Genomic DNA, 14,295 nt, shown 5'->3' with positions numbered 1-14,295 from the left:
CGACGATGATCGACAACTGCTTGGTGGTATGACCAGGCCCGGGCGGGGGTACCGCCCAGGAATGCCGATGACCCGCACCCTCGACGATTCGACCGTGGTGATCACCGGCGCGTCCAGCGGGATCGGCACGGCGACCGCGTACGCGTTGGCCCGCCGGGGCGCCGCCGTCGTGCTGGCCGCCCGCAGCGAGCCGGCCCTGCGACAGGTCGCGCACCAGTGCTGGGAGTTGGGCGGCCGGGCGCTGGTCGTACCGACCGACGTGACCGATCTGGAGTCGGTGCGACGGTTGGCCGATCGGGCGGCGGCCGAGTTCGGCCGGATCGACGCCTGGGTGAACAACGCCGCGGTGGGCGCTGTCGGCCTGTTCGACGAGATCCCGGTCGCCGAGTTCCGCCGGGTGCTGGAGGTCAACCTGCTCGGGACGGTGCACGGCATCAAGGCCGCGCTGCCCTACCTGGAAGCGGCCGGCGGCGGCGTGCTGGTCAACAACGCCTCGGTGCTGGCCGAGGTGGCGATGCCGTACCAGTCGGCGTACAACGCCACGAAGCACGGGGTCCGGGGGTTGGCCGACACGGTCCGGCAGGAACTGCGGGTCACCGGCCGCGGTCAGATCTCGGTCTGCACCGTGCTGCCGGCCACCATCGACACCCCGTTCTTCCGGCACGCGGCCAACCACACCGGCCGCGAACTGGTGCCACCTCCTCCGATCTACCCGCCGGAGGTGGTCGCCGAGACCATCGTCCGGCTGCTCCGTCGACCGCGCCGGGAGGCGTACGCCGGTGGCGCGGCCCGGCTGCTCGGCCTCCAGTGGCGGCTGGCGCCGGCGCTGGTGGAGCGCACCCTCGGCTGGTACGCCCACCGCACCCAGTTCGGTCCGGGGGCTCGGGTGGACAGCACCGGCAACGTGTTCCACGCCGACGCCGACGCCGACGCCGACGCCGGTGCCCGCCGGGACGGTGGCTGGCAGGGCCGACGGCGTCAGTTGGTGCGGATGACCGCGGCGTTCGGCCTGGCCGCGGCCGGAACGGCGGTCGGCACGATGGCGGCGATCAACCGCCGATCGCGGTCGGTGCGCTGATGACCGCGACCGAGCGTCCGAACGCGCGAGCGGTGGCCGGCGAGCCCCGTGAGGCGATCATGGCGAGCTGCCGCGTGGAGGCCGACGAGTCGTCGGCGGTGGTCCGGTTGACAGGTGTGCTCGACGCCGCCGGAGCCGAGGCGGTACGCCTCGCGCTGCTCACCAGGCTCGCCGACCGGCCCGGTCCGGTGGTGGCCGACGTGACCGGGCTGCGGGTGGTCGATCCGACCGGGCGGGGCGTCTTCGCCGAGGTTCGCCGGGAGGTCGCCGACTGGCCGGCAGCGGATCTGCTGCTGTGTGACCCGGCGGTCGACCGGCCCGACCACACGGACGCGGCGCTGCCGGCCGAGCCGACCACGGTGGCCGGGGAACCGGCCGTGACGGGCATGGTGGCCGGGGAACCGGCCGTGACGGGCATGGTGGCCGGGGAACCGGCCGTGCCGACAACAGTGGCCGGGTCCGCGACGGTGGCCGGGGTGCCGGCCTGGCCGACGGTGGACGGCGCGCTGGCAGCGGTCGCTGCGACGCCACTGGCGGCGGTGCTCACCGCCGACCTGGCCCCCGCTGTGGGAGCTGCCCGGCAGGCCCGCGAGCTGGTCACCGCCGGTTGCCGACGCTGGGGCGTGCCGACGTTGATCGACCCGGCGTGCATCGCGATCACCGAAATGGTCAACAACGTGGTGGCACACGCCCGGACCCCGATGACGGTACGGCTCGCGCCCCGAGACAGCAGCCTGCACCTGGCCGTCCGCGACCACTCGTCGCACCTGCCGACGTTCGCCGGCCTGTCCCCGCCGGACCGGGCCGGTGGCCGGGGCCTGCTGCTGATCGACACGGTCGCCCGCCGCTGGGGCAGCAGCCCCGTAGGGGACGGCAAGGTCGTCTGGTGCGTTCTGCACCCGGAGGACGAGGTCGCCCACCGCGACTGACGGGGTGTTCCGTCCCGGGTGCCGGTTTCGCCACCGCACGGCCTGCCGTGCTCCGGTTATGGCGGGAGGGCAGCGGGTAGTGATCAGACATGCGCGACAACGAGTACCCGACCCCCGTGTCCGACACCGAGGCGCAAGGCCTGCCCGACACCGCCGATGACGACTCGACCGCCAACGACGACGTGCTCACCGGGCGCGAGGCGGACGGCCCGGACCCGGCCCAGTTGCCCGGCGACCGGACGCCGGTCGCGGTGGACCGGTTCGGGACGACCGCCGAGGAGCAGCTCGACGGGGAGTCGCTGGACTACAAGCTCGAACGAGAGGTCTACGAGCGTCCGGCGGACGACCCGCTGGCCGGGACGATCGACCCGAAGATCGCCTTCGAGGCGGACAACCTGGAGGCCGCAGCGGAGGCCCAGTTGGACGCCGACGTGATGGATCCCGGGCCGACCTCGGACCCGAACTCACCGGTCTCCCTCTACGACCACGGTCAGCTCGGCACGGTCGCCGACGCCACAGTGGGCCGGCTGGTGGAGCCGGACGAGGGGTCGCACACCGACCAGGAGACCGACTCGGTGGCGTACGACGCGGGCTCGGCCGGTGGCGGGGCGACCGCCGAGGAGTTGGCCATCCATGAGACGGAGCCGCCGCGCTCGGTCTGACGCCGTCCGTCGGGAGCGGTCAGCTCGGCACGCTCGCCCCGGTCAGTCGTCCAGGCCGCGTTCGATGGCGTAGCGGGTCAACTCGACCCGGTTGTGCAGTTGCAGCTTGCCCAGGGTGTTCTGCACGTGGTTCTGCACGGTGCGGTGCGACAACCCGAGCCGCTGTGCGATCTGCTTGTACGACAACCCCTTCGCCACCAACCGCAGCACCTCCGTCTCCCGGTCGGTGAGCCGGGGCGTGGCGGGCTCCGCGCCGCCGCTCGGGTCGGCCGCCTGACCCGGGCTGGCGGCCAGCCGGCGGTACTCGCCGAGGACGAGCCCGGCCAGGCCGGGGGTGAAGACAGTGTCGCCAGCCGCGGTGCGGCGGACCGCTTCGAGGAATTCGGCGGGCGCTGTCGACTTCACCAGGTAGCCGGTGGCCCCCGCCTTGACGGCGTCCAGCACGCTCTGCTGTTCGCCGCTGGCGCTGAGCATCAGCACCCGCACCCCGGGCACTGCCGCGCGCAGACCCAGGATCACCTCGACGCCGGAGATGTCCGGTAGTTGCAGGTCGAGGACGACCACGTCGGGCCGGGCGGCGGCGGCCACCCGGACAGCTTGTCGCCCCTCGCCGCTTGTCGCCACCACCAGGAAGCCCGCCTCGGTGAGGTCTCGGGCGACGCCTTCCCGCCACATCGGATGGTCGTCGACCACCATCACCCTGGTCGGGGTCACCGCTGCGCCCTCGGCACTGTCAACTCGATCTCGGTGCCGGCATCGGGAACGGACATGATCCGTACCGTCCCGCCCACGTCGGCCACCCGACCCTGGATCGACTGGGTCACGCCGAGGCGGCCCTGCGCGGCAGCCTCGGCCAGTCGGCCGGCCGGGATGCCCGGCCCCTCGTCGCGGATCGACACGGTCACCGTCGCCCCCTCGTCCTCGATCAACACCCAGGCTCTCCCGCCGGCGTGCCGCCCCACGTTGTCCAGGGCCGCGCCGGTCGCGGCGGCCAGCTCACCGGCCACCCGCCGGGGCAGCGGCACCGGGGTGGCCGGTGCGGAGAGCGCCACCGCCGTCGAGGCGTACCGGCCGAGCAGGGTCCGCAGGTCCACCGCCGCCGCCTCGGCGCCGTCCGGGAGCGCGGCGGCGGTCGGGTCGGTGCCGGCGATCAGCGCCCGCAACGCGGCCTCCTGCTCACCCGCCAGCCGGGCCAGCTCGCCGGCCTCGCCGGGCAGGTCGGCACCCCGCCGCTGCACCAGCGCCAACACCTGGAGCACCGAGTCGTGGATGCCCCGGGCCAGCCTCTCCCGCTCCCGGGTGGCAGCCTCCAACTCCACAGCGCGTTGCAGCCGCTCCTCGGCGCCCACCGCGAGCCGGGCCACGTGCCCCACGACCACTCCGGCGAGCAGCATCAGGATCACCCCGGTGAACGAGGACTGGCTGATCCGCTCCCGGGTGGCCAGGTCCGCGCCGGCCACCAGCAGCGCGGCGATCGTGCCCCGCCGCCTCCCGCCGGAGACGGCCCAGGCCAGCACCGGGCCGGCCATCCAGGCGACCCCCATGGTGGGTACGCCGCCGGCGAGCGCCGCCCGACCGACCACCCACGGGGTGGCCAGCACGACGGCCAGCACCACTGCGAGGTCGGCCAGCAACAGTGGCCAGCGCCGCCAGGCCGGCCGGGCGTACCCGATCGCGGTCGCCGCGGTCCACGCCGCCATCGCCAGGACCAGGGCGCCGACGGCGTACGGGTGGTCGTACCGGTCGACGTCGCGCACCGCGAGCACGCAGACGTACGCCAGGGACGCCACCCGGAACACCGTGAGCGCACGCCACAGCGGCACCTCGAATTCACCTGGCGGCGACGGCATGGCGGTCAGGATGCCACACCCCGGCCGGCCGCATGGCGAGCAGCGAGTGCGGTTCGGGAAACCCTGACGTACGGTGGAAAAGCCGCGAAGTACTCCGAGATCCGCCGCCGGGACGGGCCCATGACCAACGCAGATCCACACGCACCGCGTACGGTTGTGCCCATCGAACCTGCCCTCCTGATCGCCGACGCCTTCAACCAGGCCCAGGTGACCGAGATTCGACACTCGGTCACCTCCTGCGCGCATGCCTCCGGCCTCACCGGTCAACGGCTGGACGACTTCGTGCTCGCGATCAACGAGTTGATCACGAACGCGGTCCGGCACGGTGGCGGACGCGGATGGTTGCGGCTCTGGCACGAGGCCGACGCCCTGGTCTGCGAGGTGGCCGACCACGGGCACGGGATCAGCCCGCAGCGGCTGGGCGACCGCAGTCGGCCGGCCCCGGACACCGCCGGCGGCTGGGGTCTCTGGCTGGCCCGCGAGCTGACCGACGCCATGGAGGTGGTCACCAGCACCGCCGGCACCACCGTCCGCGTCACCACTGGTCTCGTCAGCCCCGACCGCACCACGTACTGATCCGCGCAACGGTGCGGCGTGGGGCGGCTCAGCCGAAGAGCGCGGAGACGGACTCCCCGTTGTGGATCCGACGCATGGCCTCGGCCAGGGCGGGCGCCACCGACAGGACCTGCAACTCCGGCACCCGCTTGGCGGCCGGGATGGGCACCGTGTTGGTGCAGACGATCTCCAGGACGCCGTCCTGCTGACTGAGTCGCCGCAGGGCGTCGTCGGAGAAGAGGCCGTGCGTGCAGGCGAGCCGGATCGACCGGACCTTCAGGCCACGCAGGTGCTCCATCAGCTCGACCACAGTACTGCCCTTGGCGATCTCGTCGTCCAGCACGATGACGTCCCGGTCGGTCACCTCGCCGATCACCGCACTGATCTTGACCAGGTCGTCGCTGAACCGCTGCTTCGCCCCGGCCGCGACCGGAGTGCCGAGCAGTCGGGCGAAGGCCGCTGCCTCCTTGGCGTTGCCCAGGTCGGGTGAGACCACCACGGTGTTGCTCAGGTCGTAGCGCTGGAAGTGGGTGGCCAGCTCACGCAGCGCGTGCAGGTGATCCACGGGGACACTGAAGAAGCCGTGCACCTGCGGCGAGTGCAGCGTCATCGCGAGCACCCGGTCCGCCCCGGCCGACGTGAGCAGGTCGGCGACCAGCCGCGCGCCGATCGAGATCCGCGGCGCGTCCTTCTTGTCCGAGCGGGCGTACGCGTAGTGCGGCAGTACCACGGTGATCCGGCCGGCGGAGGCGCCCCGCGCCGCGTCGATCATCAGCAGCAACTCGACCAGGTTCTCCTGCACCGGCGGCACCAGCGGCTGGATCAGGAAGACGTCCCGCTCGCGGCAGTTGGCCTGCAACTGCACTTCCAGGCAGTCGTTCGCGAACCGGGAGACCCGCACCGGATGCAGCGGCACCCCCAGGTGGGCGCAGATCTCGGCAGCCAGGTCGGGATGGGCAGTTCCACTGAAAACGGCGATGTCGCGCACGTTCGCACATCGTAGGGGACGCGGAGGGCGGCGGACGGCAGCGGGCCACAACCGGGAGTGACGCAGCTCGCACCACGCCGTCGGTCCGGGTACGGTGCTGCGGTGACCCCCCAGTACGTCGCCGCCATCGACCAGGGCACCACCTCCTCGCGGTGCATCGTCTTCGACCACGCGGGGGAGATCGTCGCCGTCGCGCAGCGCGAACACCGGCAGATCTTTCCCCGGCCCGGCTGGGTGGAGCACGACGCCGAGGAGATCTGGGACAACGTCCAGCAGGTCGTCTCCGAGGCGCTGCGGGCCGCCGGCACCGACGCGGCCGGCCTGGCGGCCATCGGCATCACCAACCAGCGGGAGACCACCGTCGTCTGGGACCGGTCCACCGGCCGCCCGGTGGCCAACGCCATCGTCTGGCAGGACACCCGCACCGGGCCGCTGCTGCGCGACCTGGCCTCGGCGTACGGCGAGGAGCGGTTCCGAGCCCGCACCGGCCTGCCGCTGGCGACCTACTTCGCCGGGCCGAAGCTGCGGTGGCTGCTGGACGAGGTCGACGGTCTGCGCGAACGCGCCGAGCGCGGCGAGGTCCTCTTCGGCACCATGGACAGCTGGCTGATCTGGAAGCTGACCGGCGAACACGTCACCGACGTGACGAACGCCAGCCGGACGATGCTGATGGACCTCACCACCCTCGACTGGGCCCCGGACCTCCTGGACGCGATGGGTGTCCCGGCAGCGATGCTGCCCGAGATCCGCTGCTCCGCCGAGGTGTACGGCCACGCCACCGGCGTTCTCGCCGGGGTGCCGGTGGCCAGCGCGCTCGGCGACCAGCAGGCCGCCCTGTTCGGGCAGACCTGCTTCCAGCCGGGCGAGGCGAAGTGCACCTACGGCACCGGCAGCTTCCTGCTGCTCAACACCGGTGCCACTCCGGTCCCGTCGACGCACGGCCTGCTCACCACGGTCGCCTACCGGATCAAGGACCAACCCCCGGCGTACGCCCTGGAGGGCGCGATCGCCGTCACCGGTTCGCTGGTGCAGTGGCTGCGGGACAACCTCGGGCTGATCTCCAGCGCCGCCGAGGTGGAGGAGTTGGCGCGCACCGTTGACGACAACGGCGGCTGCTACGTGGTGCCCGCGTTCTCCGGGCTGTTCGCCCCGCACTGGCGCAGCGACGCCCGTGGCGTGATCGCCGGCCTCACCGGATACATCACCAAGGGGCACCTGGCGCGGGCCGCGCTGGAGGCATCGGCCTGGCAGACCCGCGAGGTGGTCGACGCGATGGACTCCGACTCCGACGTGGCGTTGCGCCGGCTGCGGGTGGACGGTGGCATGACCGCCAACGGGCTGCTCATGCAGTTCCTCGCCGACGTCCTCGACGTGCCGGTGGTCCGGTCCCGGATCACCGAGACCACCTGCCTGGGCGCCGCGTACGCGGCTGGTCTGGCGGTCGGCTTCTGGCCCGACCTGGCCACCCTGCGGGCACAGTGGCGCTCCGACGCGCAGTGGGAGTCGACGATGACGCCGGAGCTGCGGGACCGGGAGCTGGGCCAGTGGCGGAAGGCCGTGCAGCGCACCCTGGACTGGGTGGAGTGATCCCCGGCCCGGGGGTCACTCCCAGCGGTTGCCGGTGAGCTTCTCGTAGACGTCGACGTAGCGGGCCCGGGTCGCCTCGACCACCTCGTCCGGCACGTCCGGGGCCGGGGCCTGCTTGTCCCAGCCGCTGCCGGTGGCCCAGTCCCGCACGTACTGCTTGTCGTAGGAGAACTGCACCCGGCCCGGCTGGTACGACTCGGCCGGCCAGAACCGCGACGAGTCGGAGGTGAGCAGCTCGTCGGCGAGGACCAGGGTGCCGTCCGGCGCCCAGCCCAACTCGATCTTGGTGTCGGCGATCAGGACGCCCCGGTCGGCGGCCAGTTCGGCGCCGCGCCGGTAGATGTCGAGGGTGATCTGCCGCAGTCGCTCGGCGGTGGCCTCGCCCACCTTCGCCACCACGTCGTCGTACGTGATCGGCTCGTCGTGCTCCCCCGCCGGCGCCTTGCTCGACGGCGTGAAGATCGGCTCGGGCAGGATCGACGCCTCGGCGAGCCCGCGCGGCAGACGTACGCCGGAGACCGCACCGGTCTGCTCGTACTCCCGCAGCCCGCCGCCGGTGAGGTAGCCGCGGGCGACGCACTCGACCGGGACCATGTCCAACCGCTGGCAGCGGATCGCCCGCCCGGCGAACTCGGCGGGCACGTCGGTGGCCGAGATGACGTGGTTCGGCACCAGGTCGGCGAGCTGCTCGAACCACCAGAGCGAAAGGGCGGTGAGCAGGCGACCCTTGTCCGGGATCGGCGTCGGCAGCGCCACGTCGTAGATCGAGATGCGGTCCGAGGCCACCAGGATCAGGTCGTCGCCGTCGGCGTAGACGTCCCGGACCTTGCCCGAGTGCAGAAGTTCCACGCGCCCTAGTACACCATGCGGCGTCGGTCAGCCCGATTCGACCACCAGCGCGAGGGGGTGACCGGACGGACGTTGACACCCTCGTGCGCTGCCTGCGTGAATGGTCCGACCGCTGCCCTCGCAGGTCCAGGAGACCCCCGTGCCCGTTGTACGACCCCCGATCGACCGCCTCGGCGCCGACCCGGGCCGACGCCGACTGCTCGGCGCGCTGCTCGGCGCTCCCCTGCTCGCGTCAAGTGGGCTCGCCGGATGCAGCGACGGCGCCACCACCTCGACCCAGGACGGGCCGGTCGAGCTGTCGGTCTTCTGGTGGGGCACCGCCAAGCGGGCCGAGATCACCGAGAAGGTGCTGCGGCTCTACTCGGATCGCAACCCCCGGGTCACCTTCCGGGTCACCTGGCAGGGCGCCGACGGCTACTACGACCGCCTGGCCACCCAGGCGGCGGGTGGGAACGTACCCGACCTGATCCAGATCGACGACGCGATGCTGACCGAGTACGCCCAACGCCGGATCATCCTCGATCTCAGCGACCGGGTGGCCGATCACCACCTCGACCTGCGGGGCCTGCCGGAGGGGCTGATCCGCTACGGCACCGTCGAGGGGCGCACGATGGCGGTGGCCAGCGGGCAGACCCACGTGGGCGTGGTCTTCAACCGGGACCTGCTGCGGGACTTGAAGGTGCCGGAGCCACGCGGCGGGATGACCTGGGCCGAGTACTTCTCCTGGGCGGAGCAGGTCACCGACGCCAGCGACGGCCAGGTGGCCGGCACGATGGACGCGTCCGGCGACTACCGGGCGCTCTGGCTCTGGCTGCGATCGCAGGGCGGTGAGTTCTACCGGGGCAACCAGATCGGTTTCGGCGCGGACGAACTGATCGCGTGGTTCGAGCTGTGGCAGCGGGCCCGCGCCGCGCGGGCCACACCGGGCGGGGCGTTGGTCGAGCAGGCGGACAGCGCGGAGCCGGGTCGGCAACCGGTGGTCACCGGGCTGACCGCCGCGTCCTTCGCCTGGTCCCATCAGCTGCCGGAGCTTCAACGACTCACCGACGCCGAGCTGGGCCTGACCGGCCTGCCGGGGGCACCCGGCGCGCAGTGGGCGCGGGCGTCGATGTACTGGGCCGCGTTCCGCGGCACCCGCCACCCGGACGCCGTCGTCGACGTGATCAATTTCCTCACCACGAACGGCGAGGCCGGCACCGTCCTGGGCCACGAGCGTGGGCTGAGCGCCAGCCTCGCCGTCCGCAGCTACGCCGAGGGCAGCATCACCGACCCGGCCCAGCGACGCGCCGCGGCGTTCGGCGCCAGCATCGCCGACCTGCTCGGGCCGGCGCCGGCGCCACCGCCCCAGGGGCACGCCAAGGTGCGTACCCTGCTGGTCACCGCCGCCGAGCGCATCCGCGTCAGGCGGGACGGCACCCGGGAGGCCACAGCGCGTTTCCTGTCCGGGGCCATCGCGGCCCTCGCGGTGTGAGCACCGGCGGCCGGCCTGCGGTGTGAGCACCGGCGGCCGGCCCTGAGGCCGGCCGCCCGGAACCTGGCGTCGCCCGAGGCGGGTGGGTCAGCGGGGCGGACCGCCCCGGCGGTTGCGCATGAGACGCAGCACCAGGAACACGACGATCGCCACCACCACCAGGCAGCAGAGCAGCGGGAGGATCCCGAAGCCGCTGCGGCCCCGCCGCCGGGCGGCCTCCACCACCAGCTCGCCGGTGCCCGTGGACGCCCAGGCCGCGACGGGCACGAAGACCGCCAGCACGGCCCCACCGAGGACCGCGCTGAGCCGGCCCCACCACTTACCGAATGAAGACATGTGCCCATCCTCGCCGAAGGGCGCAACCTCGGCACGTCGGTCCACGCCGAATCACGGGACCGAGATCGCGGGCAACGTTTCCGCAACGCCCCGGCAACGATGATGATCTTTACATGAATCTCCGGAGGTGATCGGATCTCATCCATGGTCAACTCTGTGAACAGTGCGCGGATCTCTCGCACCCGAAGATCCGCGGCGGCAGCGGTAGGCGTCACCCTCGTCGCCGCTCTCCTCACTCCGACGGCGGCACACGGCGCCCCACCGCCACCGGCGACACCCGCTGCCACCGGCACCGCACACCGCGCACCTGTCACGGTCACGCTGATCACCGGCGACCGGGTGACGGTGACCCCGGGCGTCAACGGCGCGACCCCCTCGGTGGACGTCACACGCCCGCCCGGCGCCACCGGCGCCGTGCGGGTCGCCACCGAAGGCGGGGACACCTATGTGTACCCCGACGAGGCGATGCCCTACCTCGCGACCGGCCGACTCGACAAGCAACTCTTCGACGTCACCCAACTGATCGCGCAGGGCTTCGACGACGCGCGGACCAGCGAACTTCCCCTGATCGTCACCCGCGCCGCGGACTCGGCCACCCGCCGGACCAGCGCCACGCTGCCGGGCGCGCAGACCACGCTGGAGCTTCCCTCGGTCCGCGGCGAGGCGATCCGCACCCGCCGGTCGCAGGCGGCGGACTTCTGGTCGGCGCTCACCGGCGGTGGACAGTCAACGGCCGCCCGCCGCGCCGCCACCTCGGTCCCCTCCTTCTCGGCGGGCGTCGACAAGGTGTGGCTCGACGGCAAGGCGAAGGCCGCCCTCGCCGACACCACAGCGCAGGTCGGCGCCCCGGCGGCCTGGGCGGCCGGAGGCACCGGCAGCGGTGTGCGGGTCGCCGTCCTGGACAGCGGCGTGGACACCACCCACCCGGACCTCGTGGACCAGGTGGTGGCGTCCCGGAGCTTCATTCCGGGCCAGGACGTCATCGACCACAACGGGCACGGCACCCACACCGCCTCCACCGTCGCCGGAACCGGCGCCGCCTCGGACGGCAAGGAACGGGGCGTCGCTCCCGACGCCGACCTGGTGGTCGGCAAGGTCCTCGACGAGAACGGAAGCGGCTCGATCTCGGGGATCATCGCGGGCATGGAGTGGGCAGCGCGGACCGAGCGCGCCAAGGTGATCAACATGAGCCTCGGCGTCAGCGCGTGGCACACGCAGGACGACCCACTGAGCCAGGCCGTGAACCAGCTGACCGCCGAGACGGGCGCACTCTTCGTCGTCTCCGCCGGCAACAGCGGCCCCGACCCGTACACCCTCGGCGCCCCGGGCACCGCCGACGCCGCGCTCACCATCGGCGCGGTGGACACCTCCGACCACCTGGCCGACTTCTCCAGCGTCGGGCCGCGCGCCAACGACGAGGCACTCAAGCCCGACATGACCGCTCCCGGTGTGGACGTGCTGGCAGCGCGCTCGCAGCACATCCCGTGGGGCGAGGGCTACTACCGCCTGGACAGTGGCACCTCGATGGCCGCGCCGCACGTCGCCGGGGCGGCTGCCCTGCTGGTGCAGAAGCACCCGACCTGGAGCGCGCGGCAGATCAAGGACGCGCTGATGAGCACCAGCGTCCGCACCCCCGACTACACCGCGTACCAGGCCGGCAGTGGTCGACTGAACGTGGCCGCCGCCTACCACCAGGACCAGGTCGTCGCGACCGGCTCGGTGGACGCCGGCCTCGTCCGGTGGGCCCCCGGCACCTCACCACAGCCGATCACCAGGAAGATCACCTACACCAACACCACCGCCGCTCCGGTCACCCTGGCTCTCGCCGTCGAGCACGGGGCCTCCTCCGCACGGACGTTCACGGCGGCGGCCGACAGCGTCACCGTGCCCGCTCACGGCACCTCCACCGTCGACGTCGTGGTGGACCCGGAAGGTCTTGCGCCGGGGCGGTACTCCGCCCAGGTCACGGCCCGCTCCCCGACCGGGGAGGTACACACGGCCGTCGGGGTCGCCGTCGAGTCCAAGAAGTACGACCTCACCATCCACCTGAAGGACCGCGCCGGTCGACCCGTGAGCGGTGAGGTCGAGGTCGTCAACGCCGAGACGGGCCGTACGTTCATGTGGGTTCCGGACGGAAAGCTCACCAGCCGCATGGCCCCCGGCTCCTACACCGTCGTCGCCACGCCCGACGTGGAGGGTGTGAACGGGCCCGACTCCCTCGGCCTCGCGATGCTGACCGCCCCCGAGGTCGACCTGACGGCCGACCGGGTCGTGGAACTCGACGCGGCACGGGCCCGTCAGGTGAAGGTGGCGACACCGCAGCCGACTGCCGTCGTCAACACGAGGATCGACATCTACCGGTCCTTCACCTCCGCCGAGCCGACCCCCACGGACTGGAGTGCCCTGAAGGAGAGTTTCTGGCCCGGCGCCACCTATGACAGCCTGTGGGCGCTCCCGACCAAGGGCAAGGTCAAGAAGGGCAGCTTCGTCCTGACCACCCGGTTCCGCGCCGCGCAGACGCCGCTGGCCATCAGCTACGACGGCCGCCGCCTCGGTGACCCCCTCGTGCAGCCTGGCTCGCCGGCACTGCCCGACGGCACGTCGCGCCTGGACGCCGTCTTCGCGGGCGTCGGCGCGACTGCCGACTACGCCGGTGTGCCCGCCCGGGGCAGGGCCGTGGTCGTACGCGGCACCGACTCGGTGCCCCCCACCGACCAGGCAGCGGCGGCGTACGCCGCCGGCGCGGCGATGCTCCTCGTGGTCAACGACCGCGCCGGCCGCAAGAGTGACTGGTACGGCAACCCCGACGGCGTGACGACCGGTCAGATCCCGGTCGCCTCGGTGACCATGGACCAGGGCGAGGCGTTGATCCAGAAGATCACCGCCGGCCGCAAACCGGTACGGCTGGCCGTCGTGGCCCACCCCTCCGCGAAGTACCTGTACGACCTGGTCGACTACCACCGTGGCGGGGTGCCCGCGGATCCCTCCGCCAAGACCGATCCCCGCGACCTCGCACGGATCGATCTCACCTTCTCCCCTCCCCCGGGGAAGCAGTCCAGCGAGGGCCGGGTGGACTTCCCGCCGTACGAGTACGGGGCGGCGCGCTCGTTCCCGTTCCAGCCGGTGGCGCCGGGTCCGCGTACCGACTGGGTCTCCGCGGGCGACGGCGTGAAGTGGATGCAGTACGCCGACGTCGCCGACTGGGCGCGGTCCAACACGGAGGCGATCGCCTACCGGCCGGGCAGCGTGCAGAAGGACCGCTGGTTCGGGCCCATCACCCGGCCACGGATGCTGAGCACCGAGATCCCGTTCCGCGGTGAGACCGCCATGAGCGCCTACATCCAGGGGTTCGGCGATGCGGGGGCCGCGCACAGCGGCGGGGCCAGCATGTCCCAGGTCGCCACGTTCTACCAGGGCGACAAGCAGCTGACCCGGTTCGACGGCTGGCCGGAGATCGGCGCGGGTGACCTGCCGCTGGAGAAACTGCCGTACCGGCTGGTCGTCGAGACCACCGGCAAGCCGGAGTTCAGCCCGTACTCCACGGCCACGCACACCGAGTGGCGCTTCATCTCCGGCGGCAGCGAAGAGGTGCAGGCCATCCCGCTGGTCCAACTGGACTACGGAACGGACGTGGACGTTGCGGGTCGGGCGAAGCGCGGCAGCGACTTCTCGATCACGCCAGTCGTGGTGGGCAGCACCGCGGCCCGGGACGGGGTGTCCTCGCTCCTACTGGAGGTCTCCTACGACGACGGGAAGACCTGGCAGCGGCAGGGCATGAAGGAGAAGAAGGGCACCTGGCAGGTGTCGCTGAACGCGCCGCCCCGGGCCGACTTCGTGTCGATCCGGGTCACCGCCGACCAGCGCAACGGTGGCGGCGTCACCCAGACCGTCACGCGGGCCTTCGGCCTTCGGTAGGACGCGGGGGGCCGGTGCCAGCGCTGGCACCGGCCCCTTCGCGGTCCTGCCTGCAGGCGGCACCAAAAAGCCCGA

General features: G+C 72.5%; 12 protein-coding genes. 7 read left to right on the top strand and 5 right to left on the bottom strand.

The genetic code is table 11. The features are described from left to right. Window positions 1-67 precede the first annotated feature (67 nt). The 3 genes from FHU34_RS06270 (at window position 68) to FHU34_RS06260 (ending at window position 2,669) form a co-directional block, all read left to right on the top strand. Entirely contained in the window at window positions 68-1,078 is a 1,011-nt protein-coding gene (locus FHU34_RS06270) for an SDR family oxidoreductase (RefSeq protein ID WP_244311567.1), read from the top strand. Continuing rightward, a complete protein-coding gene (locus tag FHU34_RS06265) occupies window positions 1,078-2,007 on the top strand; it encodes an ATP-binding protein (RefSeq protein ID WP_145779103.1) in 930 nt (309 codons plus the stop codon). Before FHU34_RS06270 ends, FHU34_RS06265 begins: the two co-directional genes overlap by 1 nt. Before the next feature lie 89 nt (window positions 2,008-2,096). Next, window positions 2,097-2,669, top strand: coding sequence for a DUF5709 domain-containing protein (locus tag FHU34_RS06260; protein WP_145779102.1), 573 nt, complete (start codon window positions 2,097-2,099; stop codon window positions 2,667-2,669). Between the two features lie 42 nt (window positions 2,670-2,711). Here the strand turns inward: FHU34_RS06260 and FHU34_RS06255 are convergent, their stop codons facing one another. Together FHU34_RS06255 and macS are read right to left on the bottom strand one after the other, a co-directional pair. Beyond that, window positions 2,712-3,365, bottom strand: coding sequence for a response regulator (locus FHU34_RS06255; protein WP_145785455.1), 654 nt, complete (start codon window positions 3,363-3,365; stop codon window positions 2,712-2,714). A gap of 14 nt (window positions 3,366-3,379) precedes the next feature. Then, window positions 3,380-4,519 (bottom strand): MacS family sensor histidine kinase, encoded by a 1,140-nt coding sequence (gene macS / locus FHU34_RS06250; protein ID WP_145779101.1) that lies wholly within the window; start codon window positions 4,517-4,519, stop codon window positions 3,380-3,382. Between the two features lie 120 nt (window positions 4,520-4,639). On the opposite strand from macS, the gene FHU34_RS06245 reads away from it, so the two are divergent. After that, window positions 4,640-5,095, top strand: a complete 456-nt coding sequence (locus FHU34_RS06245; protein WP_145779100.1) for an ATP-binding protein — start codon at window positions 4,640-4,642, stop codon at window positions 5,093-5,095. Window positions 5,096-5,123: 28 nt separating this feature from the next. Here the strand turns inward: FHU34_RS06245 and FHU34_RS06240 are convergent, their stop codons facing one another. Then, on the bottom strand, window positions 5,124-6,062 hold the full coding sequence (locus tag FHU34_RS06240; protein ID WP_145779099.1) for a ribose-phosphate diphosphokinase: 939 nt from the start codon (window positions 6,060-6,062) through the stop codon (window positions 5,124-5,126). Window positions 6,063-6,164: 102 nt separating this feature from the next. On the opposite strand from FHU34_RS06240, the gene glpK reads away from it, so the two are divergent. Then, the gene (gene glpK / locus FHU34_RS06235) at window positions 6,165-7,649 is read left to right on the top strand and encodes a glycerol kinase GlpK (protein ID WP_145779098.1); all 1,485 of its coding nucleotides are present in this window, start codon (window positions 6,165-6,167) and stop codon (window positions 7,647-7,649) included. Between the two features lie 15 nt (window positions 7,650-7,664). On the opposite strand, the gene FHU34_RS06230 is transcribed toward glpK, so the two are convergent. Then, entirely contained in the window at window positions 7,665-8,498 is an 834-nt protein-coding gene (locus FHU34_RS06230; RefSeq protein ID WP_145779097.1) for a phosphoribosylaminoimidazolesuccinocarboxamide synthase, read from the bottom strand. A 139-nt stretch (window positions 8,499-8,637) separates the two neighbouring features. Here FHU34_RS06230 and FHU34_RS06225 point away from each other — a divergent pair, with 139 nt between their 5' ends. Continuing rightward, window positions 8,638-9,969, top strand: coding sequence for an ABC transporter substrate-binding protein (locus tag FHU34_RS06225; protein WP_244311566.1), 1,332 nt, complete (start codon window positions 8,638-8,640; stop codon window positions 9,967-9,969). 87 nt (window positions 9,970-10,056) lie between these two features. Here FHU34_RS06225 and FHU34_RS06220 read toward each other — a convergent pair whose 3' ends face one another. Then, the gene (locus FHU34_RS06220) at window positions 10,057-10,305 is read right to left on the bottom strand and encodes a hypothetical protein (protein WP_088950039.1); all 249 of its coding nucleotides are present in this window, start codon (window positions 10,303-10,305) and stop codon (window positions 10,057-10,059) included. A 144-nt stretch (window positions 10,306-10,449) separates the two neighbouring features. On the opposite strand from FHU34_RS06220, the gene FHU34_RS06215 reads away from it, so the two are divergent. Next, the gene (locus FHU34_RS06215; RefSeq protein WP_145779095.1) at window positions 10,450-14,220 is read left to right on the top strand and encodes a S8 family serine peptidase; all 3,771 of its coding nucleotides are present in this window, start codon (window positions 10,450-10,452) and stop codon (window positions 14,218-14,220) included. Window positions 14,221-14,295: the final 75 nt, after the last annotated feature.

The sequence above is a fragment of the Micromonospora taraxaci genome, from assembly GCF_007830095.1.
GTDB classification, from domain to species: Bacteria; Actinomycetota; Actinomycetes; order Mycobacteriales; family Micromonosporaceae; genus Micromonospora; species Micromonospora taraxaci.
Note: the sequence above shows the minus strand (reverse complement) of the source record. Positions and strands in the feature narration are given on the sequence as shown.

Bases quoted from the DNA above. Each gene is read 5' to 3' on its own strand.
- FHU34_RS06270 (WP_244311567.1), top strand. From the start codon at position 68: ATGACCCGCACCCTCGACGATTCGACCGTGGTGATCACCGGCGCGTCC.
- FHU34_RS06265 (WP_145779103.1), top strand. From the start codon at position 1,078: ATGACCGCGACCGAGCGTCCGAACGCGCGAGCGGTGGCCGGCGAGCCC.
- FHU34_RS06260 (WP_145779102.1), top strand. From the start codon at position 2,097: ATGCGCGACAACGAGTACCCGACCCCCGTGTCCGACACCGAGGCGCAA.
- FHU34_RS06255 (WP_145785455.1), bottom strand. From the start codon at position 3,365: ATGGTGGTCGACGACCATCCGATGTGGCGGGAAGGCGTCGCCCGAGAC.
- macS (WP_145779101.1), bottom strand. From the start codon at position 4,519: ATGCCGTCGCCGCCAGGTGAATTCGAGGTGCCGCTGTGGCGTGCGCTC.
- FHU34_RS06245 (WP_145779100.1), top strand. From the start codon at position 4,640: ATGACCAACGCAGATCCACACGCACCGCGTACGGTTGTGCCCATCGAA.
- FHU34_RS06220 (WP_088950039.1), bottom strand. From the start codon at position 10,305: ATGTCTTCATTCGGTAAGTGGTGGGGCCGGCTCAGCGCGGTCCTCGGT.
- FHU34_RS06215 (WP_145779095.1), top strand. From the start codon at position 10,450: ATGGTCAACTCTGTGAACAGTGCGCGGATCTCTCGCACCCGAAGATCC.